At 43.3% G+C, this 25151-nt stretch carries 15 protein-coding genes and 5 pseudogenes; 5 read left to right on the plus strand and 15 right to left on the minus strand.

From position 1 onward, the window contains the following. Window positions 1–16: 16 nt before the first annotated feature. The 3 genes and pseudogenes from rph to G7Y90_RS01190 form a co-directional block, all read right to left on the minus strand. Window positions 17–733 (minus strand): ribonuclease PH, encoded by a 717-nt coding sequence (gene rph / locus G7Y90_RS01180; protein ID WP_045443953.1) that lies wholly within the window; start codon window positions 731–733, stop codon window positions 17–19. Window positions 734–974: 241 nt separating this feature from the next. Then, entirely contained in the window at window positions 975–2747 is a 1773-nt protein-coding gene (locus tag G7Y90_RS01185; protein WP_201560968.1) for an AMP-binding protein, read from the minus strand. Between the two features lie 608 nt (window positions 2748–3355). Continuing rightward, a pseudogene (locus G7Y90_RS01190) lies at window positions 3356–5082 on the minus strand (AMP-binding protein). A gap of 571 nt (window positions 5083–5653) precedes the next feature. Here G7Y90_RS01190 and parC point away from each other — a divergent pair. From parC to G7Y90_RS01205, 3 genes and pseudogenes are all read left to right on the plus strand, one after another. After that, window positions 5654–7963: pseudogene (parC, locus tag G7Y90_RS01195) on the plus strand (DNA topoisomerase IV subunit A). Further along, window positions 7963–8394, plus strand: a complete 432-nt coding sequence (locus G7Y90_RS01200; protein WP_201560971.1) for a hypothetical protein — start codon at window positions 7963–7965, stop codon at window positions 8392–8394. The pseudogene parC and the gene G7Y90_RS01200 overlap by 1 nt, the downstream one beginning before the upstream one ends. A 106-nt stretch (window positions 8395–8500) precedes the next feature. Next, window positions 8501–8821, plus strand: coding sequence for a hypothetical protein (locus tag G7Y90_RS01205; protein ID WP_201560972.1), 321 nt, complete (start codon window positions 8501–8503; stop codon window positions 8819–8821). A 139-nt stretch (window positions 8822–8960) separates the two neighbouring features. On the opposite strand, the gene G7Y90_RS01210 is transcribed toward G7Y90_RS01205, so the two are convergent. The 5 genes from G7Y90_RS01210 to G7Y90_RS01230 form a co-directional block, all read right to left on the minus strand. Further along, window positions 8961–9776 carry a YidX family protein gene (locus tag G7Y90_RS01210; protein WP_201560973.1) on the minus strand — a complete coding sequence of 272 codons (816 nt, stop codon included), beginning with the start codon at window positions 9774–9776 and terminating at the stop codon, window positions 8961–8963. Window positions 9777–9951: 175 nt separating this feature from the next. Then, a complete protein-coding gene (locus G7Y90_RS01215; protein WP_250163175.1) occupies window positions 9952–10431 on the minus strand; it encodes a BLUF domain-containing protein in 480 nt (159 codons plus the stop codon). A gap of 376 nt (window positions 10432–10807) precedes the next feature. Then, window positions 10808–11323, minus strand: a complete 516-nt coding sequence (locus tag G7Y90_RS01220) for a hypothetical protein (protein ID WP_201560975.1) — start codon at window positions 11321–11323, stop codon at window positions 10808–10810. 387 nt (window positions 11324–11710) lie between these two features. Then, window positions 11711–12235, minus strand: a complete 525-nt coding sequence (locus G7Y90_RS01225) for an IS630 family transposase (RefSeq protein WP_201541007.1) — start codon at window positions 12233–12235, stop codon at window positions 11711–11713. Continuing rightward, window positions 12210–12560, minus strand: a complete 351-nt coding sequence (locus tag G7Y90_RS01230; protein WP_201541006.1) for an IS630 transposase-related protein — start codon at window positions 12558–12560, stop codon at window positions 12210–12212. Before G7Y90_RS01230 ends, G7Y90_RS01225 begins: the two co-directional genes overlap by 26 nt. 65 nt (window positions 12561–12625) lie before the next feature. Between G7Y90_RS01230 and G7Y90_RS01235 the strand changes: the two genes are divergently transcribed. Continuing rightward, a complete protein-coding gene (locus G7Y90_RS01235) occupies window positions 12626–13369 on the plus strand; it encodes a Cof-type HAD-IIB family hydrolase (RefSeq protein ID WP_349773383.1) in 744 nt (247 codons plus the stop codon). Window positions 13370–13444: 75 nt separating this feature from the next. Here the strand turns inward: G7Y90_RS01235 and G7Y90_RS01240 are convergent, their stop codons facing one another. Next, window positions 13445–13708 carry a hypothetical protein gene (locus tag G7Y90_RS01240; protein WP_193009072.1) on the minus strand — a complete coding sequence of 88 codons (264 nt, stop codon included), beginning with the start codon at window positions 13706–13708 and terminating at the stop codon, window positions 13445–13447. Window positions 13709–14112: 404 nt separating this feature from the next. Here G7Y90_RS01240 and G7Y90_RS01245 point away from each other — a divergent pair, with 404 nt between their 5' ends. Next, window positions 14113–15234 carry an ABC transporter substrate-binding protein gene (locus tag G7Y90_RS01245; RefSeq protein ID WP_201560976.1) on the plus strand — a complete coding sequence of 374 codons (1122 nt, stop codon included), beginning with the start codon at window positions 14113–14115 and terminating at the stop codon, window positions 15232–15234. A gap of 215 nt (window positions 15235–15449) precedes the next feature. Here G7Y90_RS01245 and G7Y90_RS01250 read toward each other — a convergent pair whose 3' ends face one another. From G7Y90_RS01250 to gltB, 6 genes and pseudogenes are all read right to left on the minus strand, one after another. Further along, window positions 15450–16685, minus strand: a complete 1236-nt coding sequence (locus G7Y90_RS01250; protein WP_250163176.1) for an FUSC family protein — start codon at window positions 16683–16685, stop codon at window positions 15450–15452. A gap of 245 nt (window positions 16686–16930) precedes the next feature. Next, a complete protein-coding gene (locus tag G7Y90_RS01255; RefSeq protein WP_250163177.1) occupies window positions 16931–18166 on the minus strand; it encodes an FUSC family protein in 1236 nt (411 codons plus the stop codon). Window positions 18167–18324: 158 nt separating this feature from the next. Continuing rightward, a pseudogene (locus tag G7Y90_RS01260) lies at window positions 18325–19742 on the minus strand (glutamate synthase subunit beta). A 180-nt stretch (window positions 19743–19922) separates the two neighbouring features. Beyond that, complete coding sequence (locus G7Y90_RS18770; RefSeq protein ID WP_502937389.1) at window positions 19923–20870, minus strand: GltB/FmdC/FwdC-like GXGXG domain-containing protein; 948 nt, start codon at window positions 20868–20870, stop codon at window positions 19923–19925. Next, window positions 20863–21479 (minus strand): annotated as a pseudogene (locus G7Y90_RS18775) (glutamate synthase-related protein). The gene G7Y90_RS18770 and the pseudogene G7Y90_RS18775 overlap by 8 nt, the downstream one beginning before the upstream one ends. Continuing rightward, a pseudogene (gene gltB, locus G7Y90_RS01265) lies at window positions 21448–24511 on the minus strand (glutamate synthase large subunit). The pseudogenes G7Y90_RS18775 and gltB overlap by 32 nt, the downstream one beginning before the upstream one ends. Window positions 24512–25151: the final 640 nt, after the last annotated feature.

Raw genomic sequence — 25151 nt, forward strand, 5'->3', positions numbered from 1 at the left:
GTAGTCATCAATAGGACTACCAACCCAAGGCTGTTTTTTGCATGGCAATCAGCTCAGCGATGCCTTTTTCGGCAAGGATCAGCATATCATCGGCTTGAGCGCGGGTAAATGGCTTTTCTTCCGCCGTTCCTTGTAGCTCAATAAATTCGCCTTTTTGGGTCATAACCACATTCAAATCAGTATCACAGCTGGCATCTTCTTCGTAGTTTAAATCTAGATACGCTTTGCCGTCTTTCATACCAACAGAGACCGCAGCGACCAAACCAATCAGTGGATCTGCCTTGAGTTTTTTGCTTTTTTGGATACTCTCTAATGCATCGATAAGCGCAATAGCAGCCCCTGTCACACTAGCAGTACGAGTACCGCCATCGGCTTGCAAAACATCACAATCAAGATAAATGGTATTTTCACCCAGCTTACTCAAGTCAATCATCGCTCGTAAGCTACGACCAATCAAACGCTGGATTTCTTGGGTACGACCTGATTGTTTACCACGTGCCGCTTCACGTTGGTTACGAGTATTCGTCGCGCGTGGCAACATACCATATTCAGCAGTGATCCAGCCTTTGCCTTTACCTTTAAGCCAACGCGGTACGCCAGATTCAACACTAGCGGTACACAATACTTTGGTATCACCAAAGCTGACTAACACTGACCCTTCGGCATGCTTAGTATAATGGCGCTCAAAGCTGATCGAGCGAAGTTGGTCAAGCTCACGATTGTCAATACGCATAAAAATCCCTAGTACAATGTTTTAAAGGCGGTGTCATAAAATGAGGTGTCTGTCATTACGTGGCCAACCTTCATTTATCTAGCAAACTATTAACAAGCTAAAATAAATAATAATTGGATGCCATAGCAGACGTAAATATTGAGATATCCTAACGTGGCAGCGGCGCAATAGCAAGATTCGTTCGAGCTATTGCGCCGCTACTTGAGCCAGTCATTGGCTTAACAAAGAAATAGCACCAACTTTATTCTAACCCTTCCATCTTACGCAATTCTTTACGCAGGATTTTACCCACGTTTGATTTTGGTAATTCATCGACGAACTGTATGTGACGCGGACGCTTGTAGCCAGTCAGTTGCTTTTTGCCAAAATCAAGCAACTCTTGCTCGGTCACATCGCCTTTTTTGACCACAAACAACTTGGGCTCTTCACCGCGGTCATCGTTTGGAATACCGATAGCGCCGCATTCTACCACAGCTGGATGCTCGCTCATGGCTTCTTCAATTTCGTTCGGATAAACGTTAAAACCAGAGACTAAAATCATGTCTTTTTTGCGATCAACGATTTTGATAAAGCCTTTTTCGTCCATGATGCCGATATCGCCAGTTTTCAGAAAGCCATTGGCAGTAAACGTTTCAGCCGTTTCTTCTGGACGATTTTGATAACCTATCATTACCTGCGGGCCTTTGACACAAATCTCGCCGCGATCACCCAATGCGACTTCATTTTCATCATCATCGATTAGTATTATATCGGTGCTAGAGGCAGGAATACCAATTTTACCCGTGAATTCAGCAATGGTCATCGGGTTAAAAGCAGCCACTGGTGAGGTTTCTGACAAACCATAACCTTCCACGATAGGCAGACCAGTGATTTTATGCCACTCTTTTGCCACGCTTGGCAAGACAGACATACCGCCACCGATAGACGCTTTTAGGTTAGAGAAATCTAAGTCTGCAAAGCCGTCTTTGTGTACTAGACCGTTGAACAAAGTATTCACCGCAGGGATAAAGGCGGGTTTGTATTTGGCCATCTCTTTAATCAGACCATCAAGATCACGAGGGTTTGGGATAAGCAAGCCTGCATAACCTCGGTACATGCCATACATGCCGCAGACCATAAATGAGAATACATGATATAGCGGCAGTGCCGTCAGGATGACATCACTAGCATCAACATCATCATCAAAGGCACTGTCCATCAATGCACTAATCTGTAGCATGTTGGCAACTAAGTTACCGTGCGACAGCATTGCACCTTTGGCAACCCCTGTCGTACCGCCAGTATATTGCAATAATGCCACGTCGCTTAAATTCAAATCAGGGCGTTTATATTTGCTGGCTGATACTGCATTTAAAGCGTGCTTAAAACTCACGCTGTTTGGCAGACTATAAGCCGGAATCATTTTTTTGACATGGCGCGCAACGAGGTTAACGACGGCTCCTTTCACTGTTCCTAGCATATCGCCAATCTTACAAACGATGACATGCTCAACCTGACCTTTGTCTTCTGCCTCTTGATAGGTGTTCGCAAAGTTCTCTACAATGAATAGGGCTTTGGTGCCACTATCATGCAGCTGATGCGATAACTCTCGGCTGGTATATAAAGGGTTGACGTTGACCAACACCATACCGGCACGGATGATCCCCAAAGCAACCACTGGATATTGCAGGAGGTTGGGCATCATCACCCCAACTTTATCACCTGTTACCAATCCTAATGATTGTAAGTAACTGGCAATTTGGCGACTGTATAAATCCAATTCCTTAAAGCTAATCGATGCACCCATACAAATATAAGCCGTTTTTTTCCCATAACGGCTAAAGTTACGCTCAAACACATCAAGTAAAGAGGTATTGTCATCAGGCATATCGATAGTCGCATCAATGCCATAACGCTCATAAGTTTTCAACCATGGGCTGTCACTATCTATCGTCGGCATAGTAGGAAATACGCTGTCTTTATTGTTCATTGCAGCGTTATCGTTTGTGGTCTCTTTATTGATACTGTCGGTCATAATTTTCCCTAAATGTTACCGTTAAAAACGTAGAATAATCTAATGAAAACACCATTATTTTTTGTGATTGATCAATGACAGCAGAAGCTTGTGAATAAAAAACGTGGTAACAAAAAAGGTTTGTCATTCACAAGCTTTGTCAATCAAAGCGCAACGTTAAGTCCTTGATAAATAGCATAATAACTCAGCACTACCGAATTAAAAACCCCTTTATCCCTGATAGTTTTATCAGAGATATAGCGCAAAACTAACGTCATCTCGTCGATAAATAGACAAATATGTCGGTAAGCACTATAGCAGTTTTGCTAAAAATTCTCTATCTCTACCTGACTGGGTCATAGCGACAAAAAAAGCAATAAATACAAAAAATGATAAGGCAGCATACCAGCAACCTTACCATTTTTGGATCACGACACCCAGTATCACAACCACCACTATCACGACAACTTAGCATCCTGATAGTTTCTTTCAGATTTAGTTCGTAGCGTTAGTTGGTAGCTTTAGTTTTTATCATTAGTATCGTGGTGACTTATCATGATGACTTTACGAGTGCCTAACAAACAGTAGCAGACACTCATAAAAATACTCTGGCACTGAAGGCTAGCTTATTAACCGTGGTTCTGTTCTTCCAGCACGCGCAAATCTTTGTGCAAAATCTTACCGACATTTGACTTTGGTAGCTCATCGATGAACTCAACATAACGAGGACGCTTATAACCAGTTAAATTCTCTTTGCTATAAGCAAGCACTTCTTCTTTAGTCAAACTGTCATCACTACGCACGACATAAATCTTTGGCACTTCGCCGCTCTTTTCATCTTCGATACCGATGACACCGCACTCTAAAATCTTTGGATGACCTGACATCACATCTTCGACTTCGTTTGGATAGACGTTAAAGCCTGATACCAAAATCATATTCTTTTTACGATCAACGATTTTAAAGTAGCCTTCTTCATCCATCACGCCGATATCACCCGTACGGAAATAACCGTCAGACGTCATGACTTCAGCAGTAGCATCATCACGTTTCCAGTAGCCTTTCATAACCTGTGGACCACGAACACAAATCTCGCCACGCTCACCCAGTGCGACCTCATTGCCTTCTTCATCCAAGATAGCCATGTCTGTCGCTGGCATCGGCAGACCAATATTGCCTGAGAATTCGCCCGTACCTTCTGGGTTTGCTGACGCCACAGGAGACGTCTCTGACAGACCATAGCCTTGTACGATCACATTACCAGTAATTTTTTGCCATTTGTCAGCGGTGTCTTTTAATACTGCCATGCCACCGCCCATCGACATCTCAAGTTTGCTATGATCTAAGGCTTTAAATGGATCGCTATTTGCTAAAGCATTAAACAGCGTATTGACCGCTGGGAAAAACGCTGGTGGATAATCTTTGTAAGCTTTGATTAAGCTTGCGCCGTCACGTGGGTTTGGTACCAGTAGCCCGATACAGCCGCGATATAAGCCAAACATACCGCAAACGGTAAACGAGAAGATATGATATAGCGGCAAGGCGGTCATGATAACTGGCTGCTCATCCATACCTTCAAACTTATCAAAAGCATCGCCAAGATAGGTATCACATTGAATCAGGTTGGCGACTAAATTACCATGCGTGAGCATTGCACCTTTAGCAACACCGGTCGTACCACCGGTATATTGCAAAACGGCAATGTCATCAAGGCAGATATTATCTGGACGTTTGTAATTTTTGGCTGAGAAGCGATTCAGTGCTGTTTTAAAGTTGGTGCTGGTTTTAAGGTTATAGTCAGGTACAAGCTTCTTCACGTGACGCACGACCATATTAACGATAAAGCCTTTCAATGGACTCATCAAATCACCCATTGACGTCACGATGACATGGTCAACCAAGTCCTTACCAATGTCTTCATACGTTTTGGCGAAGTTTTCTAAAATAAATAATGCTTTGGTATCAGAGTCTGTTAGTTGATGCTCAAGCTCTTTTGAGGTGTAAAGCGGGTTAACGTTAACCAAGGTCATGCCAGCACGCAGCACACCCAATACGGCAACCGGTAGCTGCAAAATATTGGCATCATGACGCCGACTTTATCGCCTTTTTTTAACCCAAGTGATTGCAAGTAGGCAGCAATTTGTTTGCTATAACGATCTAAATCTTCGTAGGAGAGTTTTGCATCCATACAGACAAACGCTGTCTTGCCAGCGTGCTTCGTAAAATTCTGCTCAAATATATCGATTAAAGAAGTATTAGCGGCTGGCATATCAATGTCGTATTGAATACCAAGCTTTTCGTAAGTTTTGACCCATACTTTATCGTTACGACGAATTAGGTTACTGTGATTTTCCATAATCTTTTCTCTCCTAGTAATAGTACGCTACCGTCAACCCATACGAATCACAGTGTGATAAAAATATAAAAACTCAGAGCGCAGGCTTGTCATCGTAATAGCAAGCTTGGCTGTGAGGCAATCATATGGTGATGAGCAAACAATATAGCGGTAAATAGCCCTCTGTTCATTAACATACACACTTTATACAGACTACTCAATATAAAAGATTGCTACTTGAGTTCGCAAACTGTCTTGACGGTCAATAATGTCATAGTTATCAAAACCTTAATAACAATAAGCGATAATTTTTCAGCGATTTATTAGCGAACATTTATTCATTAATACTCTTTATAGTGTTTTATCGTTAACTATTTTTTACCTTTACTATCAAGGGCAGTAGCAAGCTCTGCTAAGGTCACAAAGTTACGCTGTGTAATCTCTTTATCGTTATTTAGCACGTCACGACCTGTCGTCTATTCTGACTTATGCCTTTTTAATTTTGCCAATATCCTTTACGATAGCGCTATCCTATTTGTACGCTTGCACCGATTATTTATACCTATTAAAACTGATAAGTGAACCCTATTTTATGTCCGATGTTATTGATCATACGATTGACCCTATTATTCCCAATGAACCGATGGATACTCGCTCAGTCGCAGAGTTCACTGAGCAGGCCTATCTCAACTATGCGATGTACGTCATCATGGATCGGGCGCTGCCAAATATCGCCGATGGCCTAAAGCCTGTCCAGCGCCGCATTGTTTACGCCATGAGTGAGCTGGGGCTAAAATCTACTGCCAAAGCTAAAAAGTCTGCGCGTACCGTCGGTGACGTCTTAGGTAAATACCATCCGCATGGCGATAGTGCTTGTTATGAGGCCATGGTGCTCATGGCGCAGCCGTTCAGCTATCGCTATCCGCTCATTACGGGTCAAGGTAACTGGGGTAGTCCTGATGATCCCAAATCCTTTGCCGCCATGCGTTATACCGAAGCCAAAATGTCGGCTTATGCCAATACGTTGCTGGCAGAACTCGGACAAGGTACAGTCGATTGGCAGGATAACTTTGATGGCACGATGCAAGAGCCAACTACCCTACCTGCCCCCGCCTACCTAACATACTATTAAACGGCACAACAGGTATCGCGGTCGGTATGGCAACCGATATTCCACCGCATAATCTTAATGAGGTGGTGCGTGCAGCGATTCGCTTGCTTAAAAATCCAGAGTTGTCCGTTAAGCAGCTCACGCAATCAATACCAGCGCCTGATTTGCCAACTCCAGCTGAAATCATCACCAGCAAAAAAGATTTGCAAGCGATGTATGAGACTGGACGCGGTAGCTATAAAATGCGTGCAACCTTCCATGTTGACCCTAAAGAGAAAAATCTCGTCATCATTGACGCGCTGCCTTACCAAGTCTCAGGCAACAAGATTCAAGAGCAAATCGCCAAGTTAATGACGGACAAAAAGCTGCCTTGGATTACCGATATCCATGATGAGTCAGATCACGAAAATGCCTGCCGTATCGTGCTTGAGCTCAAATCAACCCGGGTCGATGTCGCTCGCGTCATGAGCCATCTGTTTGCCAGTACGGATCTAGAAAGCAATTATCGCGTCAATATGAATATGATTGGCCTAAATGGTAAACCACAGGTCAAAAATCTAAAAGAAATCCTTGATGAATGGCTAATCTGTCGCCGTTCAGTGGTCACCCGTCGCTTACAATATCGCCTCGATAAAATCGATAAACGCTTACATATCTTGGCGGGCTTGTTGATTGCTTATCTCAATATTGATGAAGTCATTCGCATCATTCGTGAAGAGGACGATCCAAAATTATCGTTAATGCAAGATTACGACCTCACTGAGATTCAAGCCAATGCTATTTTGGATATTCGTCTGCGTCAGCTAGCAAAGTTAGAGGAAATTGAGCTGCGCCGCGAGCAAGATGAGCTGGCTGCCGAACGCGCGATCATTCAAGAGTATTTGGACAATCCAGACAGTCTGACCAATCTGATGATTGAAGAACTCACAGCTGATATGAAAGAACATGGCAATGAGCGCGTATCACCACTAGCAGAGCGCGAAGAAGCGCAAGCATTAAAAGAATCTGACCTTGTACCGAGCGAACCAATCACTGCCATCCTATCAAAGGCAGGTTGGATTCGTGCTGCCAAAGGTCATGACGTCGATGCCGCTGGCATGAGTTATCGTTCAGGTGACAGCTATCAAGCGCACGTCCGTGGCAAATCCAATGAGAAAATCTACGTGCTCGATAGCACTGGACGCAGCTATAGTATTGACGCGCACAATCTCGCATCGGCTCGTGGTCAAGGCGATCCTCTGACCAGTGTGTTAAAACCACCAGCAGGTGCTAGCTTTGAGCAGCTATTAACCGGTGCTGACAACCAGCCACATCCTCGCTAGCTCCGCAGGTTATGGCTTTATCAACACCATCGGTAATCTCGATAGTAATCAAAAAGCAGGTAAGAACATCATTAACTTAGCGGCTGATAGTCGCTTGCTCCCTGTTGCGCGTATCGATGCGCCAGTAGAAACGACCGCTAATGCTGACGGTGAGAATAGCAATACACGTGTAGCACCTGACCATATCGCCGTCGTGACCAATGCTGGATATTTACTGATATTTGCCCTCGATGATTTGCCTGAACAGGCACGCGGTAAAGGCAATAAACTTATCAAGTTAAAAGAAGGCGAAGAAGTGCTTACAATCACGCCACTCAGTCAGCAAGACAGCCTAATCATTACTGCTGGCAAACGTCATGTGACGCTAAAACCAAATGATTTGGCTAACTATACGGGTGTGCGCGGCAATCGTGGTGGTCAGTTGCCAAGGGGCTTTCAGAACGTGACTAGTGTTGAGGTTGGTAAGTAATGAAAAAATCAACTTCACTATTGCTTATATTGCTGCTCTCACAACCAAGCTTCGCTGAATGGCAATTGATAAATGAAAATGATCCAACTGACCCTGTTGAAATCTATATCAATCCGCATCAGACTGAGCATTTAGGCGATTCGCAACATGAAATACCTATGAAGACAAGTACTTGGCCTCAAAGTCATTTCTCTGATTACCCCATTGCGCTTTATGAGCCTTACATAACTGCTTCATATATTATTGACTGTAGAGAACAAACTATCACTACGCACTCTCAAAGGCTGTTTGCAAAGACAGAGCCTTTAGGGTCTTTTGTAGATATATTTGACATGTTTGAGCTGGGGGCAGATGATCGTTCTACTCGCCCTCTTGAGTTTACTGATGCAGTAGATAAGCGTTTATATGAGCGACTTTGTCAAAGTAATTAAGAAACAACAGTGATTGACGTAGGGTGCGTTCCACGCATTAATGAGATTAGTAACGCTAAAAATCGCACACTAGGCGCGACCTACGACTTTAATTATTAGTGATTTTATGAAAATTTTAGCGATAGCAACATCATTTTTATTTTTATTCTGCGCAATAGTAGTAATTTTGGTGACTCCAACTTTTGGAGAATTGTATAAAAGTTTTGGTGTTGATATACCAGTCTTCACTAAGGTCGTGTTAAGTACTCATAAATACTGGTTAGGGTTAGCCTTGATCCCAATACCCTTGGTTTATTTGTTGGAACCGTCAAAAAGATGGCAAGCTACCACTCAATATTTTCTCTTAGCTTTGGCTATTCTTCTTATTCCTTTGACCATTATTGCTCTTTATCTACCTATTTTTGAAATGGGTAGCGTCGTTGGTTAAATTGCATTAGTAAATATAAATGATGCCTTTATCATATAGAGTTGACGGCCTGGCGTAGGCTGAACTTCAGGTTTCCATTACATAAATAAAACCCGAAAGGTGCATGGAAGGCACGCTTTAACTTTCGAAAGCCGACACGCTATATACAGCTACGACTACCACCGCATTGACCATATGCTGCTGCGAAAGCTGCATATGTAAGACCAACACCTAAAGCTTGAATAGGTAGAGTGACGATATCTACTGCCATGGCAACTGGTAGTAGAACCGCGCTAAACTTATTAGCGTTACTGCCTGTCTCCCACTTATAATTCAACTGGATATTTAAGGGCTGCTTGAGCTTATAATTGACGTCATTAATGTTTTGTACTGCAGAAGCTACCGTCAGCTCAACGTTTACTGCACGCTGACAAATTAAATTTTGTTGCTCAGTAACAATGGCTGTCTTACATTCAAATCCAAAACTTTCTAACTTTGATTGCTCGCTAATCTTTAGGGCACTAATCGGCTTAGCATATAGCAAGCCAACAGTTGTAGGTACGTTTTTAATTTGATTTGATTCATCATTTTCTACATCTAGAATAAGCTCATTGGAACCAGCTTGAGTTTTTTGTTGAATATTACGATTGGTATATGAAGATTGAGTGTCGATGTATAACGAGCCTAAATCCACTTGAGCGAAAATTCTTTTAAACAGATCAGATTGTGTATTAGCAGAGACTACAGGCTCTACCAAAAAACTATAATTTTTACCAGCTAGAATCATAGCATCTTCGTATCCTTGTATAGGTTTATTAGGATATCCCACTGCAATGACGCTCTCAGATAAAACGTTTTTTGTGTGCTCCGTTGTATTATCGTTTTTGGCATAATCTGTAAGACCGATAGTCGCACAACTATTTAATACGATTGATGAACCTAAAAGCGTTACTAGCAATAAAGACAATTTTTTCATATGTATAATCCGTTTAAGTTATTCAAATAGCGAACGCCTCAGATGATAATACACAACATATGTAGAATTACAACGCTCAACCTTTACGATCTATAAATATAAGATATGAAAACAACTAAAAAGCCGCCTACACACTGTATAGACGGCTTTTTTACGCTAGTTATAGAGAACTTATCTAAAAATTGCTGGATTTGGTATCTTTAAAAACTGCTGTCAAAAAGCTTTTAATCTGAGCACTTGTCATTAGATAGGGATTATAGTCAAAACCTGCTGAGAAGCTTTTTAGGGCATATTCTTCGTCTTCAGCGCTTGATGTTAGATGTTTCACTAAAAACCCATTCCATTGACGCGACTCTATTTCCTCTATATTAACAATATTGGGAAAAATGGTTGAATGCTCGTCAAGTATTTTTTCTAAGGCAATATTGATAGCGGGCCTTGTTCCTTGAAAACTTTGAACGAAATAACCTTCACTAATGACTAAAGCTGAAGCTATATTGTTTTCTTCAAAATACCTTCGCCAATACTCAAGTGCGCGAGTTAGCTCGATTCCTGAATCTAGGTCGACATTTTTGGCGATATATATCATGTTGATAAGAATATGCTCGCCATTTATTTTTTTGCTTTCTGGAGTATGGCTTGTCGCTATAGTCATGAGAAACCTTATTTATAAAAACCTGATCTAATTTAAGATAAAGTATAATCAATAAAATTTTTTTCTTAGTGGTTTTTTGTCATCTAGCATCATTGTATTTCTAGAAATAACCATTGGAATTTTAATGAAATAGGATGCTGACATTTCTCGGAGTACAATTGTACTATAAAACTTGGCACAATGACTGCGATATCATTAGTCTAATAATTAACAAGCCTAATCTATATTTTCCTATAGCACGGTCTCAACCCTAACATACGACTGACCCACGCTTACTCATGTCTCAGTCGTTGCAAACATCACTTACTCTTACTAAAAATCCGTCTATACACACGGTATAGACGGATTTTTTATGCTCATTAAAACGACTAAGGCATCAATACCGACCCATCTCAACCGTTGTCTCAGCAAGCACACTATCGCCTTGCCATGCCTGCACATCTACCGTATACAGATGGTTTTTGCCACCTGAACAAGGTGGTTTATATGCCCCTCCCGCTTCCCCTGCACGGCTACGATATTCCGCGACCATCTCAATCCCAACTGGCACTTCATAAGTATGCCCAAACACACGTGGAATCTCAGCACTCGTAGCACCTTCTGGTCGGTTAAACTCTACAATGCCATGTCCACCATGTTGCATACGTTTATTGCTCACATCGTTATAAACGAAGACCAAGCTCTCCGCGCCCATCGGTATGTTTGAGACCGTCATGCTCGGCGTGGCTGGATTTTTGCCATCATAGTTTAGACACTGCTGCCCTTCAGGTATTTTTTTGCCATTCCAAGCAGCATCGTTAAACTTAACATCCATTGCAAAGGCATTGGCAGATAGTGCCAATGTTGCTAAAGCCGTCAAAGTGGTGACTGATTTTAAGGTAAAAATTTTCATACTAGCTCCTTTAGGTAGCGGATACACTGATAAAAATCGTTCATCATTTTGTTAACTGATATTGATCGTTAATCTTAACCTTATAATAAATAGCCACTCTTAAGTTAATTATATCGTTTAGAGTTTTTGTTAACCTTTCCAATAAGCGCAAATCAATCACAATGCCAGCAAAGCTAATACCGCAGCAGTAGCCAAATTTGCATCATCGCAGGTTACTTTATAGGTATTTATCTCTTTGGGTGTGTTGTAGTAGTATCTAAATCATTGGTATTGAAACGACTAAAAAACAATAGGATCATCATGTTTATCGAAGACAAAATCGCCACAGAAAGTATGACTATCAAGACTCCGACACCCAAGATCATCTTTTTGACATCGATGATATAGTCAGTTCAAAACAAAAGTGTTATGTCTAGGACAAACATCATAAAATAATTTGGATAAGTCATTTTCCATCCACCCTTGGCGTAGAAACTTCACTTGAGCCCATTTTTTCTCAATAGGGTTCAAGTCTGGGCTGTACGGCGGCAGCCATAGGATACGATGACCATGCCTGTTCAGTAATTTTTGGATACGTCTACTTTTATGAAACCGAGCGTTATCCATGACAATCACGCATTTGGTTTTAAGGCTTGGGATTAGGGTGTGTTTGCACCAATCGTAGAATATGCCGCTGTTAATGTTGTGTTCAAAGTAATCCAGTGCAAATAGCATCTTTTCATATAGAGCCCCAATGACGTTGGTTCGCTTTTTACCTTGCCAGTTGTAGCTGTCGATACAGGGTTTGCCTATCGGTGCATAACCATGAGGACGAATGGTCTGGCTTTCAAAACCGCTTTCGTCCATATACACAATGGGATAACCTTGCTGTTTAAAGTTATCAAGCTTACTCTGATACGCCGCTCTTTTTATTGGACATGCTTTTGGATGCTCTAAGGTCTTTTTTTTGACTGATGCCTAGGCGTTTTAAAGCCTCACAAATGGCTGGGGCAGTACAGTTGAACCGTCTTGCTCTCTCATAGTGATAGTCATCAGGGTAACGCTCAACGTCTTTGCGTAGTGCATCATCCGGTATTTTTGATGGCGTAACATTGCGAGTGCTCTTACTATGCAGCCGTTTCTTCCACTTTTGAATAGTGGTTGGACTAATGTCATAAAAAGAGGCTGCCTCGGCAAAGGTCATGCCATCTGCTAAGCTTTTAAGAACTTGTTTGCGATAATCTAGTGAGTAAGTCATGATAATTGAGTATATCTGTTGAGATGTTTTATCTTATAACATTTTTATACTTAATGCACTATACCTTGAGCCGCAATGGCATCATTGCCGAACACAACAAAACAACACTTGAGGAGCTTGCAGGTACTGATATTAAGCTGGTGATTTCAACGGGACGCTCCAAAGCCATATTGCCAGCAGATATTTTAGCCTTGCTCGAAGCTGATGTCTTAGATGCGATTATTTGTATGAATGGACAGTATAGTTTTGATAAAAAGGGTCGGATTAGCCACTATCCGTTGTCCGCTGAGCAAACGGATACCATCGTGCGTCTGTGCCAACAGAGCGAGTTGATTCATAAGTTTGACTCTGCCACCCATATCGCTTGGTCAGGTGAAAATGAGCGCTTGCGCGAGTTTAATGCCATCACGCCAAACTCTATCGTTGACCCTGAATACCATAAAGGGAATACCGTCTATCAATGCTCAGTATTTTTTAACAATCAACAAGAGAAAATGCAGGACGTCGATTTTGCCCAGTACGATTTAAAGCTCGTCCATTGGCATCATATCGGCGCAGATATCTTACCGATAGAGGCATCCAAGGCGCGAGGCATTAAAGACGTCTGTCAATATTATGGGGTAGATGCCAGTGAGTGTATGGCGTTTGGTGATGGAATGAATGATTTAGAGATGTTTGACTTGGTCGGCTATGCAGTAGCAATGGGCGATGCAAAGCAAGAATTGATTGCACGTGCAGACTTTGTTACGGGTACGATTGAGGAGCGCGGTATTCAGTCGGTGCTTGAGCAGTTTCATATTGCGTCTTAGTAATCAGACTTTGCAAATTGCTATTTATCTAGGACGTGTTCTCACTTTTAAAATAAGGACACGTCCTAGCAAAATCTAACCACGCTTCGTCATTAAACTATAAATCCAACTACCGATTTTATAAAATCCAACAACAATCAAAATAAGCACCACCGCTGCCAGCACATAGGCCAACCAAACAGGCACATTACTCAACCAGCCAATCGTAAATGCCAAACCCATGTACGTCTCAACCGGCCAATTAACGATAGGTGTCGGCGAGCCAGCGTTAAACATGGTCATAAAGGCAATGATGCCAAGCACAGCAGTAATCAGTCCAGCGCGTTTACGATTATTCATCTTTTGCCTCTTTTAATTCGAACCATTTAATTAACATTCGATTGTTTTTATTTTATCGGTAACCTTTGTATCTTATAAAAACCACGTTGTAAACTCATGGCTTAAGGGTAAAGCAGCTCTCATCATAGCATGATTATTTACGCTTATTATCTTACTCAAAGACAGCAGTAAACCTCATATTTGTGATTTTATAGATTCTTCAGCCATTCATCAGCGCCACTTTTAACAATATTATGAATAACGAACTTCTTTCTTGCCCTTTAAATTCTTAACAATCATAGCCATAATAGTTTCACAACTGGCTCGATACCTTATATTCAGCACTTAGTATTTAGCCCTTAGCTTCCATTATCTATCATTTAACTTTTTACTCATTTGCATCATTCTTATTTAGGAGAGATATTTTGACTCATTTATCATCGCCCCACAACATTACTCGTAGCGCTCGTATACTACCAAAAGTACTATTAGCCGTGGCTGTTGGGCTAGCACTTGCTAGCTGTAGTAAGTCAGACAATACGGCGGCTGATGGTACAGCGGCGAGTGCTGAAACGCTCAATCTGTATAACTGGTCAGAGTATATGCCGCAAGAGATTCTCGATGGCTTTACTGAGGAGACAGGCATTCGGGTCAATTACACTACCTTTGATTCTAACGAAGCTATGTATGCCAAGCTCAAACTACTCGACGATTCTAGCCAATATGACTTAGCGATTCCGTCGACCTATTATGTCGAAAAAATGGCCAAAGAAGGGCTGCTGCAAGAGCTCGATAAATCCAAATTAAGCAATTTTAAGAATCTTGATACGTCTTTTACCAATACCAAGGTTGATCCAGAAAACAAATATTCGATTCCTTATATGTGGGGCAGCACCGGTCTTGCCATTAATGGTGACAAGGTCGATCCTGCAACCGTAAATAGCTGGAACGATTTATGGCGTCCTGAGTATAAAGGGCAAGTGATGCTGATGAACGATATGCGCGAAGTGTTTGGCATGGCGCTATTGACCCTTGGGCATTCAGGTAATAGTAAAAATCCTGACGAAATCAAAGCCGCTTATGAGAAGCTCACGACCTTGATGCCAAATGTGAAGACCTTTAACTCGGATGCCTCGCGCATGCCTTATATGGAAGGCGAAACCACGGTTGGTATGAGCTGGAATGGCGAGGCAATTATCGCCAACAACGAAGGCTTGACCAGCTTGGTTTATAAATATCCAACTGAAGGCGCTATCTTGTGGATGGATAATTTTGTCATTCCGAAAAATGCCAAACAAGTCGATGCAGCCCACAAGTTTATTGATTACTTACTGCGTCCTGAGAACTCTAAAATCGTCAGCGAAGAGATTGGTTATGCGTCGCCTAATATGGCTGCGCGTGAGATGATGCCAGAAGAAGTGAGAAACAATCCAACCATCTATCCGAGCAAAGACGTACTGGCAAAAGCGGAATTCCAAGAAGATGTGGGCGATGAAGCATTGCAAGTCTATCAGCAGTATTGGGATAAGCTAAAAACTGGTCGTTAATATAGAAGGCTAGAAGAACACACCCTAAAATATTGTTTAAATAAAAACGCTGACTTGGGAGAGTCAGCGTTTTTTATTTATTCTTTATTGGCTGTTATTTAGCTTTTATAGTCGGTTCAATATAATTTGGATACAAGGAAGGCGAGCGAAAGTACTACCAATAGTAGACTAAGCGAGCCTGACACCGTATCTGATTTATATAGGATTGACTATATTTATAAGTGCAAATCAGTTTCACTGCCTTTGTGCTCGATACGGCGCTGCTCGCGGCGCTGATAGCGCAGACCAGAGGCGGCAAACCATTTTGGCTTAGTCGTTTGCAATAAATCACTGAGCCGCTGCAATTGCACTTGCAGCGTTTGGGTCAGCCAAAAATAGCCCTGCCACTTAAAGCCTAAATTTTCTACACTTGGATATTCTGATACGGCGATGCGTGTAATGGGTTGGAATACTTCGTCATTTGGGCTACGTAATACCGCCGCCATATGCTGCATCGCTTGCGTCAATTCATGCTGATAATGAATAAGCAAAATATGGTTTTCATCATCAATCTCAATATTAGCCAAACGCGGTGCGGCACTTAACAGTAAATCAATCGTACCAATAATATTACGATGGGTACGCTGAATAGTCTCTAGTGTTTCCTTTTCAATACCCGATTCGCTAGCTGTCGCTGCGATATGCGGACGCACGGCAAGCAAACGCTTATTAATCTTTTGTAATGCTTTCACCAAGGACTTATTGACCGGTGTATCTGGTATAGAACTGTTCGATGGATAAATAATACTGGCCGAACTAGTCGCCTTACTATATTTAAACGGCTTGGGCACTAAGACATCCGCATCAATATGATTGCCAACCCCTGCATACAAATTGCTGCACGTCTCAAGATTACTGGCCAATAAAAATCGCCACATCAACGTCGATTTAAGCGGTAAAATTAACGTCGCGGCCACCGCTACTCCTGCACCAAGCAAAATATTGAACGCGCGATATAAGCCATCTTGGGCAATATTGCTGTGGTCAGGACTCGACACAATCATCAGCATGGTAATACCTGTCAGCAGACCGATATAGCCCAATTGCTTGACCGCCACATAACCGATGATGCCACTGATAATGCCAATCAGCCCATAATATAACCACAGCCAGCCACCGATATCTTTAATCAGCCATAAGAAGCTAAGCCCGACCACCACCCCAAGCAAAGTACCCAATATCCGCTCTTTAGCCTTGGTATAAATCGCCCCTTGATATTGCAACAAACCCAGAATCACAAACACGGTAATGGTCGTCCACTCACCATGCGGCAAGTGCGTAAACTCATTTAACAAGAGCGCAATAAGTACAGCCAGACCCAAACGTATGGCATGCAAAACATCTGCATGCTGATAACGGGCATAAGGCTCTACAAACGGGGCGGTAAATCGTTGCCAAAAAGTCGGTTTCACGCAGGATATCTCTTATAAGTGAAGGAAGAAAAAATCGGTTAAATTCTAGCTACTGGCTTAACCACTGATAAAGCGCTGATAAAGTCATGACCAAAAAATAACGCCTTTTACCTATTAAAAGATAAAAGACGCTGAAGGTCAAAACATGCTAGCACATAACGACAAAAAAACACCCTAACAACATCGCATTTGGCTATTGGTAATGCTGAAAGGTGCTGACAAATACTTGCCAGCATCTCCTATATTTACAAGTGTAAATCGGACTCGCCCCCCTGCTCTTTCATTCTACGCTGCTCACGCCTTTGATAGCGCAGACCAGAAGCAGCATACCACTGCGGTTTGGTCGTTTGTAGCAGATCACTTAACTGTTGCAGTTGTGCTTGCAACGTTTGCGTCAACCAAAAATATCCTTGCCACTCAAACGTTGCATACTGTACGCTAGGATATTCTGATAGCGCAATACGCGTAATAGGTCGAAAAGTCTGATCGCTTGGACTGCGTAGTACTGCCGCGATATGCTGCATGGCTTGGGTGAGCTCGTGTTGATAGTGAATCAGTAGCGTATGATTATCATCGTCGATATCGATATTCGCTAAACGCGGTGCTGCACTGAGCAATAAATCGATGGTACCGATGATATTGCGATGGGTACGCTGAATGGTTTCTATCGTCTCTTTATGAATGCCGGACTCGCTTGCTGTTGCAGCGATATGTGGACGTACTGCGAGTAGTCGCTTGTTTATTTGCTGCAGCGATTTTATCAACGCTTTATTAACAGGCATATCTGCAGTAGCGCTACTTTGAGGATAAGACAGGCTAGCTGAGCTTGTCGCTCTAGTATAGACAAGCGACTTGGGAGCCTCTAATTCAGCCTCGATATGATGTCCGACACCAGCATAAAGAGTACTACAGGCTTCTAAATTATTTGCCAATAAAAATCGCCACATCAACGTCGACTTTAGAGGTAAGACCACTGTCACCATGACCGCAATACCCGTACCGATTAAGATATTGAGTGCACGATAGACACCATCTTGCGCCATATTAACTTGATTCAAATTAGAGACGATCATCAGCATAGTAATGCCAGTGAGTAATCCAGTATACCCTAGCCGCCTGACCGAAAAATAACCAATAATCCCACTGACGATACCAATAAGCAGGTATTCTATCCCTAACCAAGCACCCGTCCCTTTATTGAACCATAAGATTGCAAATGCCACCACAATACCCAAAACCGTCCCTAGTACTCGCTCTTTGGCTTTGGTATAAATAGCGCCTTGATACTGTAGCAATCCCAAAATGATAAAGACGGTGATCGTCGTCCATTCCCCATGTGGAAAACGGCTTATTTGATTGGCTAACAGCGCAAGCACGATGGCTGCACCGATACGTATGGCGTGCAAGATATCAGCGTGCTGATAGCGCGCATAAGGTTCAATGAATGGTGCAGTAAATCGTTGCCAAATTTTTGGTTTCACGCACAGGTACTCTTATTAATTGAAGAATATATAGTCAATGAAAAGTAATATCGAACCATCATGTACTGATATCAAAAAAACGTCTCTTACCTGTTAAAAGGCAAAAGACGTTTGAGATCTAAATAGAGCTATCAATAATTGGATGTAAACCAAACCCATTATACCTCTAAGAAGTCCAAAATACCTTCAGCAGCTTCACGACCTTCCCAAATCGCGGTCACGACCAAATCAGAACCGCGTACCATATCACCACCAGCAAATATCTTGGGGTTTTTGGTTTGGAATTTAAAGGTTTGCTTTTCCGCTGCCAGCACGCGACCAGAGCTGTCCATTGCCACTTGCTGAGACTCAAACCAGTCAGCAGGGCTAGGACGGAAGCCAAAGGCCATAATCACAGCATCACATGGGATAATTTCTTCTGAATTAGGAATCGGCTCAGGACGCTGACGACCACGGTTGTCTGGCGCACCCAAGTGAGTCGTGACGACTTTCACGCCACTTTACCATTCAAACCAATGATTTCTGTCGGTTGACGATTGAATAGAAACTCAACGCCTTCCTCGCGAGCATTGACCACTTCGCGGCGCGAACCTGGCATGTTCTCTTCGTCACGGCGATAGGCACAAACTACTTGCTCAGCCCCTTGGCGAATACTGGTACGGTTACAATCCATCGCAGTATCGCCACCACCTAGCACCACCACTCTTTTGCCTTTAAAGTCGATATATTCTTCAGGATTTTTTTCCCAATCGTTGCAGCGATTGACGTTGGCAATCAGGTAATCTAGCGCATCATGAACACCGACAAGCTCTTCACCAGCAAAGCCGCCACGCATATAAGTGTAGGTACCCATGCCCATAAATACCGCATCGTACTCGCTTAACAGTTCATCAATACTAATATCAGTACCGATTTCTGTCTCAAGACGAAATTCCATGCCCATGCCTTCAAAGATGACACGGCGGTTACGCATGACGTCCTTTTCCATTTTAAATTCTGGAATACCAAAGGTCAGTAAACCACCAATTTCAGGACGCTTATCAAACACAACTGGTTTCACGCCGTTTCTAACCAGTATATCCGCACAGCCCAAACCTGCTGGCCCCGCACCGATGATCGCGACTTTTTTATCTGTCCAAACCACATCAGACATATCCGGACGCCAGCCAAGTGCAAAGGCGGTATCGTTGATGTACTTTTCGACATTACCAATGGTTACAGCGCCAAAGCCATCATTTAAGGTACAAGCGCCTTCACATAAGCGATCTTGTGGACAGACGCGGCCGCAGACCTCAGGCAACGTATTGGTGCGGTGACACAATTCAGCCGCTTGAAATATCTGCCCTTCGGTGGCCAATTTGAGCCAGTTAGGAATGTAGTTATGTACAGGGCACTTCCATTCACAATAAGGGTTACCACACTCCAGACATCGGTGCGACTGCTGCGCAACGGCTTCACTCTCAAACGGTTTATAAATTTCAACAAATTCCGTTGAGCGCGTGGCGATGTCTTTTTTGGTCGGCTCAAGCCTTGGTACATCTAAAAACTGAAAACTATTTTCTAAGCGTTTTGCCATGGTATTGTCTCTTTAATATGAGGCTTTTTATATCAAGCTTTTTTAAAGTGGGCGGTGACAGTCAACGATGTCTCATTTATCGCAAAATTAAGAGATTTATATCGTGACCGTCACTTACCTGCTGAAAACCTCTGAGTTAAAAGGTTTTTAAAAGCGGAACATTGGATAATCCAAGCAAAGCTACTGTGGGTCAGCCATGGTGGTCTTGAGAAGGCTCGCAATGTTTGCCGCTTTAGGCTTCACCAAATAAAACTTACGAACATAGTGCTCAAAGTCAGCCAATATCGTCTGACCCCACGCGCTGCCTGTTTTATTAACATGCGCTTCAATCACTTGCTGCAAATGGATACGATGCTCTTCGGTTTGCTCACTTGAGATACGGTTAAGATCGATCAGCTCATGGTTACAACGGTCAAAGAAGTCCCCTTCCATATCAAGCACATAAGCGAAGCCACCTGTCATACCTGCCCCAAAGTTGAGACCCGTACGCCCAAGAATAGTGACAATACCGCCTGTCATATATTCACAGCAATGATCGCCTGTGCCTTCGATGACTGCGTGCGCGCCAGAGTTACGCACCCCAAAGCGTTCGCCAGCAGTACCAGCTGCATATAGTTTGCCGCCCGTTGCGCCATATAAGCAGGTATTACCAATGATGGCGGTCTCTTGCGCCGTAAAGCTTGAGTCTTTTGGTGGATAAATAACAATCTCACCGCCAGCCATGCCTTTGCCGACATAATCATTGGCATCGCCTTCTAGCTCAATATTTAGACCACCTGCATTCCAGACGCCTAAACTCTGCCCAGCAGTGCCAGTCAGATGCAGTTTAATTGGCATATCACTCATGCCAAGGTTGCCCCATACTTGCGCAATCTCACCAGAGATACGCGCGCCAATAGAGCGATCACAGTTACCGACATAATAGCTATAATCGCCGCCATTACCTTGACGAATATTGAGCAGCATATCACTAATCATCTGTTCAGCGAGTAAGCCTTTATCAAACGGCTCATTACGCTCAACCTGACAGGTTTGGGCTTTACCACTACTGGCCGGATGGCTAAATAATAATGGCGTTAAATCCAAATGACGCTGTTTATCCGTGTTGCCTTCTAATACTTCAAGCAAGTACGTACGACCAACTCTTCCATACTACGCACACCAAGGCGGCAAGCCATTCACGCGTTTCAGTTGCTACAAATTTAAAGAAGTTAATCAACATCTCCGCTTCGCCAATGAAATGCTCATCACGTAGCTTAGCTTTTTGCGTCGCAACCCCAGTCGGGCAATTATTCAGATGGCAAATGCGTAGGTATTTACAACCAACAGCAATCATCGGCGTGGTACCAAGCCAAAGCTTTCTGCCCCAAGGATAGCGGCTTTTACCACATCAAGTCCTGTCTTTAGACCACCATCAGTTTGAATACGAACTTTATGACGCAAGCCATTTACTCGTAGTGATTGGTGGGTCTCAGCCAGTCCTAGCTCCCATGGTGAGCCTGCATGATGGATAGACGATAGCGGAGAGGCTGCGGTGCCGCCATCATAGCCTGAAATCGTAATCAAATCGGCATAAGCTTTTGCCACGCCAGTCGCGATAGTACCAACGCCTGGACGTGAGACTAACTTGACCGATACTAGCGCATCTGGATTGACTTGCTTTAAATCAAAAATCAGCTGCGCCAAATCTTCGATAGAATAGATATCATGATGCGGTGGCGGTGAAATCAACGTCACACGGTACAGAATAACGTAAGCGTGCAATCAAAGCATTGACCTTGCCACCCGGCAACTGACCTCCCTCACCCGGCTTGGCACCCTGTGCAACCTTGATTTGCATCACTTCTGCTGAACGCAAATACGCTGGGGTGACGCCAAAACGACCCGAGGCAATTTGCTTAATTTTCGAGTTACGCAGCGTGCCATAACGTACTGGATCTTCGCCGCCCTCACCAGAGTTTGAACGTCCACCGATGGTATTCATCGCCATGGCAATCGCTTCATGGGCTTCGGGTGACAATGCCCCCAACGACATGCCCGCCGAGTCAAAGCGCGTCAGAATGGATGAGATATCCTCTACGTCATTCACATCTATAGAGTTATCTGTTTTTAATTGCAATAAATCACGCAAGGTCGCCACAGGACGGCTATTAACCAAATCAGCATAATTACGATAATTGTCGTAATCACCCGTGCGTACAGCTGTATGCAGGCTATTAATCACGTCTGGGTTAAAGGCATGATATTCTTTGTTGAAGACAAACTTCAGTAAGCCACCTTGATCGAGTGGCGCGCGGCGCTTGAAAGCATTCGCCGCTAGCTGTGCTTGATCGGCAGCTAAGTCAGCAAAGGTCGCACCTTTAATACGACTCTGTACGCCTTTGAAACACAGGCTTACCACCTCTTCAGAGAGACCCACTGCTTCAAATAACTGCGCGCCGCGATAAGAGACAATGGTCGAGATGCCCATTTTTGATAAGATTTTTAGCAAGCCTTTATCCAAGCCTTTACGGAAATTAACCCGCGCTTGAATCGGATCACCAAGCAGCTCACCAGTCGCTACTAAGTCATCAATAACATCATAAGCCAAGTAAGGATAAACGCAGGTCGCACCAAAACCAATCAATACTGCCACTTGATGCGAATCACGTGCCAGACCAGTCTCAATGATTAAATTAGCATCAGTACGAATACCTTGACCAATCAAATAATGATGCACCGCACCCGTTACCATGATGGCGTTGGCTGGTACTTTATCAGCATCGATGTCTTTATCAGACAACACAATCAAAGTGTGACCAGCTCGGATGCTGTTAGCCACTTGCTCGCAGATAGCCGTGATGGCTTCTGATAGCTCAAGGATGCGATCATAGTTTAAATCAATACGCGCCATTTTAAAGGCTGGATCGCCCAAGGTCTCGAGCTGCTGCATCTTGCTGGCTGACAGTACAGGCGACGATAAGATAATACGGTGTGCATCTCGCGCTGATGGCGCAAACACGTTAGTTTCAGCACCGAGGCAGGTCTGCAATGACATCACGATAGATTCACGCAATGGATCAATCGGTGGATTGGTCACCTGTGCGAACTGCTGGCGGAAAAAGTCACCGACATGGCGGATTTGCTGCGACAGCACTGCCATAGGCGTATCATCACCCATTGAACCGACAGGTTCTTGACCATTTTCGGCGTTGGGGCGGATAATTTCAGTACGCTCTTCATTGGTGATGTGATACATTTTTTGCAGTGTTTTTAGCTCATTACCACGGCATGTTTGCGCTGCTAACTCTTCTTCTAAACGCTCATCATCACGGATACGGGTTGCTTCTTCACGCAGCCATTTACGGTACGGATGGGCTTTTTTCAGTAACGTCGCAATCGCTTTAGTATCTAAAATTTGACCCGTTAAAGTATCAATAACGAGCATTTGACCAGGGCCAACGCGTCCTTTTGCCAATACATCTTTTGGCGAGTAATCCCACACACCAACTTCAGAGGCAACGGTGATATAGCCGTTCTTGGTCGTCACCCAGCGCGATGGGCGTAGACCATTACGATCAAGCATACAGACCGCATAGCGTCCATCTTGAATCACCAAACCTGCTGGACCATCCCACGCTTCCATGTGCTGCGAATAGAACTCATAAAAGGCGCGCAAATCCATATCCATGCTATCGACATTCTGCCAAGCAGGTGGCACGAGAATCGACATTGCATGGAATAGATTCATACCACCTGACATGAGGACTTCAAGCATATTATCTAAGCTTGATGAGTCAGAGCCCGTACTGTTCACTAGTGGCGTCAACTCATTCAAATTGGGCAGTTTGTCTGATTTTAGTTTTGGTGTCCGTGCCTCAGACCAGTTGCGATTGCCTGTGATGGTGTTCAACTCGCCATTGTGGGCAAGATAACGAAACGGCTGCGCCAAGGGCCAACGCGGTAAGGTATTGGTGGAGAACGTTGATGAAATACCACGATATGCGATGCCAAACGCGCATCTTGTAAATCCAAGAAAAATGCTGGCAAGTCTGATGGCATCACCAAACCTTTATAGATAATCGTCTGACAGCTCAATGAGCACACATAAAACAGCTCATCATCAGCCAAGCGCTGCTCTGCTTTTTTGCGTGCGACAAACAGTTTACGGTTAAAGTCATCCGCTGCCAAATCATCGGGTGCGTTGACAAACACTTGCTAAAATCAGGTAAAGTCTCACGGCCAATGTCACCGACGATGCTCAAGTCAAGCGGCACATCACGCCAGCCAGCAACCTCTAATCCTTGGGCGACAATCTCATCGCTAAGCACTTGCTGGCTATCACGAGCTTTTGTCTCATCTAAATTGACAAAGATCATACCAACGGCAAAGTTGTCAGTAATCGCGAACCCTTGCTCAGCAGCAATACCTCTAAAAAACTCAACAGGCGTCGCCAGTAGTAGACCACAACCATCACCCGTTCTACCATCAGCAGCAACACCGCCGCGATGGGTCATACAGCTTAGACTATGAATAGCAGTTTTTACCAAATCATGGCTGGCTTGTCCCTCAATATGAGCGATCAAACCAAAACCACAGTTATCAGAAAAGTCATCTGGCGTGGCCAGGTGGGTTTGCGAGGAAATCATTGACATGGCTAGTCCTTTTAGGTGAACGGGCAATTTATGCATCCAATGCAGATCATAAACTGAAGACCGTAAGCAGAACGGGCTAATAATTAATATTCGTATATCCGAATTAATAAATGGTGTGACGCTCATAGACATCATACTTTGCGACTAAGGTAAAAGCTCTGGCACTCCCAGTCCTTGAATGATGTTTCAATAGATCATTAACATATTAAAGATAGTAAACGGTCGCCCTTGGCAATGACATACAGCCCTGTATACCCGTTACCTAATCATCAATAACGCAATGTCGCTATCTTGTGTGTCACTTGTTATCACACCATGCCTAGCAATCCAGACTGATTGACTACGCATGTAATAACCGTGCATTTGATTAATTTTGAATATCTGACGCTCTGTAATCAAGCGCTTCATTCACTCTAAAGAGAGCGATAATAAGAGAGGTTGCGCCACTTGCGATAGCTTAATTATAGATAGCAAGTGACAACGCTTGAGACAAAAAAATTTAGTAACGTATCTTTTAAATGATAGAAGTTTACCAATTCATTGTTAAAAAACAATTTTTACGATAACTATACAGAACGTCGCCCACAGTTATATTAGTTAATGACGGACAAAAAATCTAGTCTTTTCTATCGATTCACCCACCATATTTTGTAAGAGAACTTATTACTATTGGTTATAGGATGATTAAATGTTCTATGCAAATTTTGATACATAGTATCTGTGACAAGGCTTAGTTGAGAGACTTAATTAAGATCAACTTCTTTTGGAAATGTAT

Origin of the sequence: Psychrobacter sp. WY6, from assembly GCF_018448495.1 — a bacterium.
Lineage (GTDB): Bacteria > Pseudomonadota > Gammaproteobacteria > Pseudomonadales > Moraxellaceae > Psychrobacter.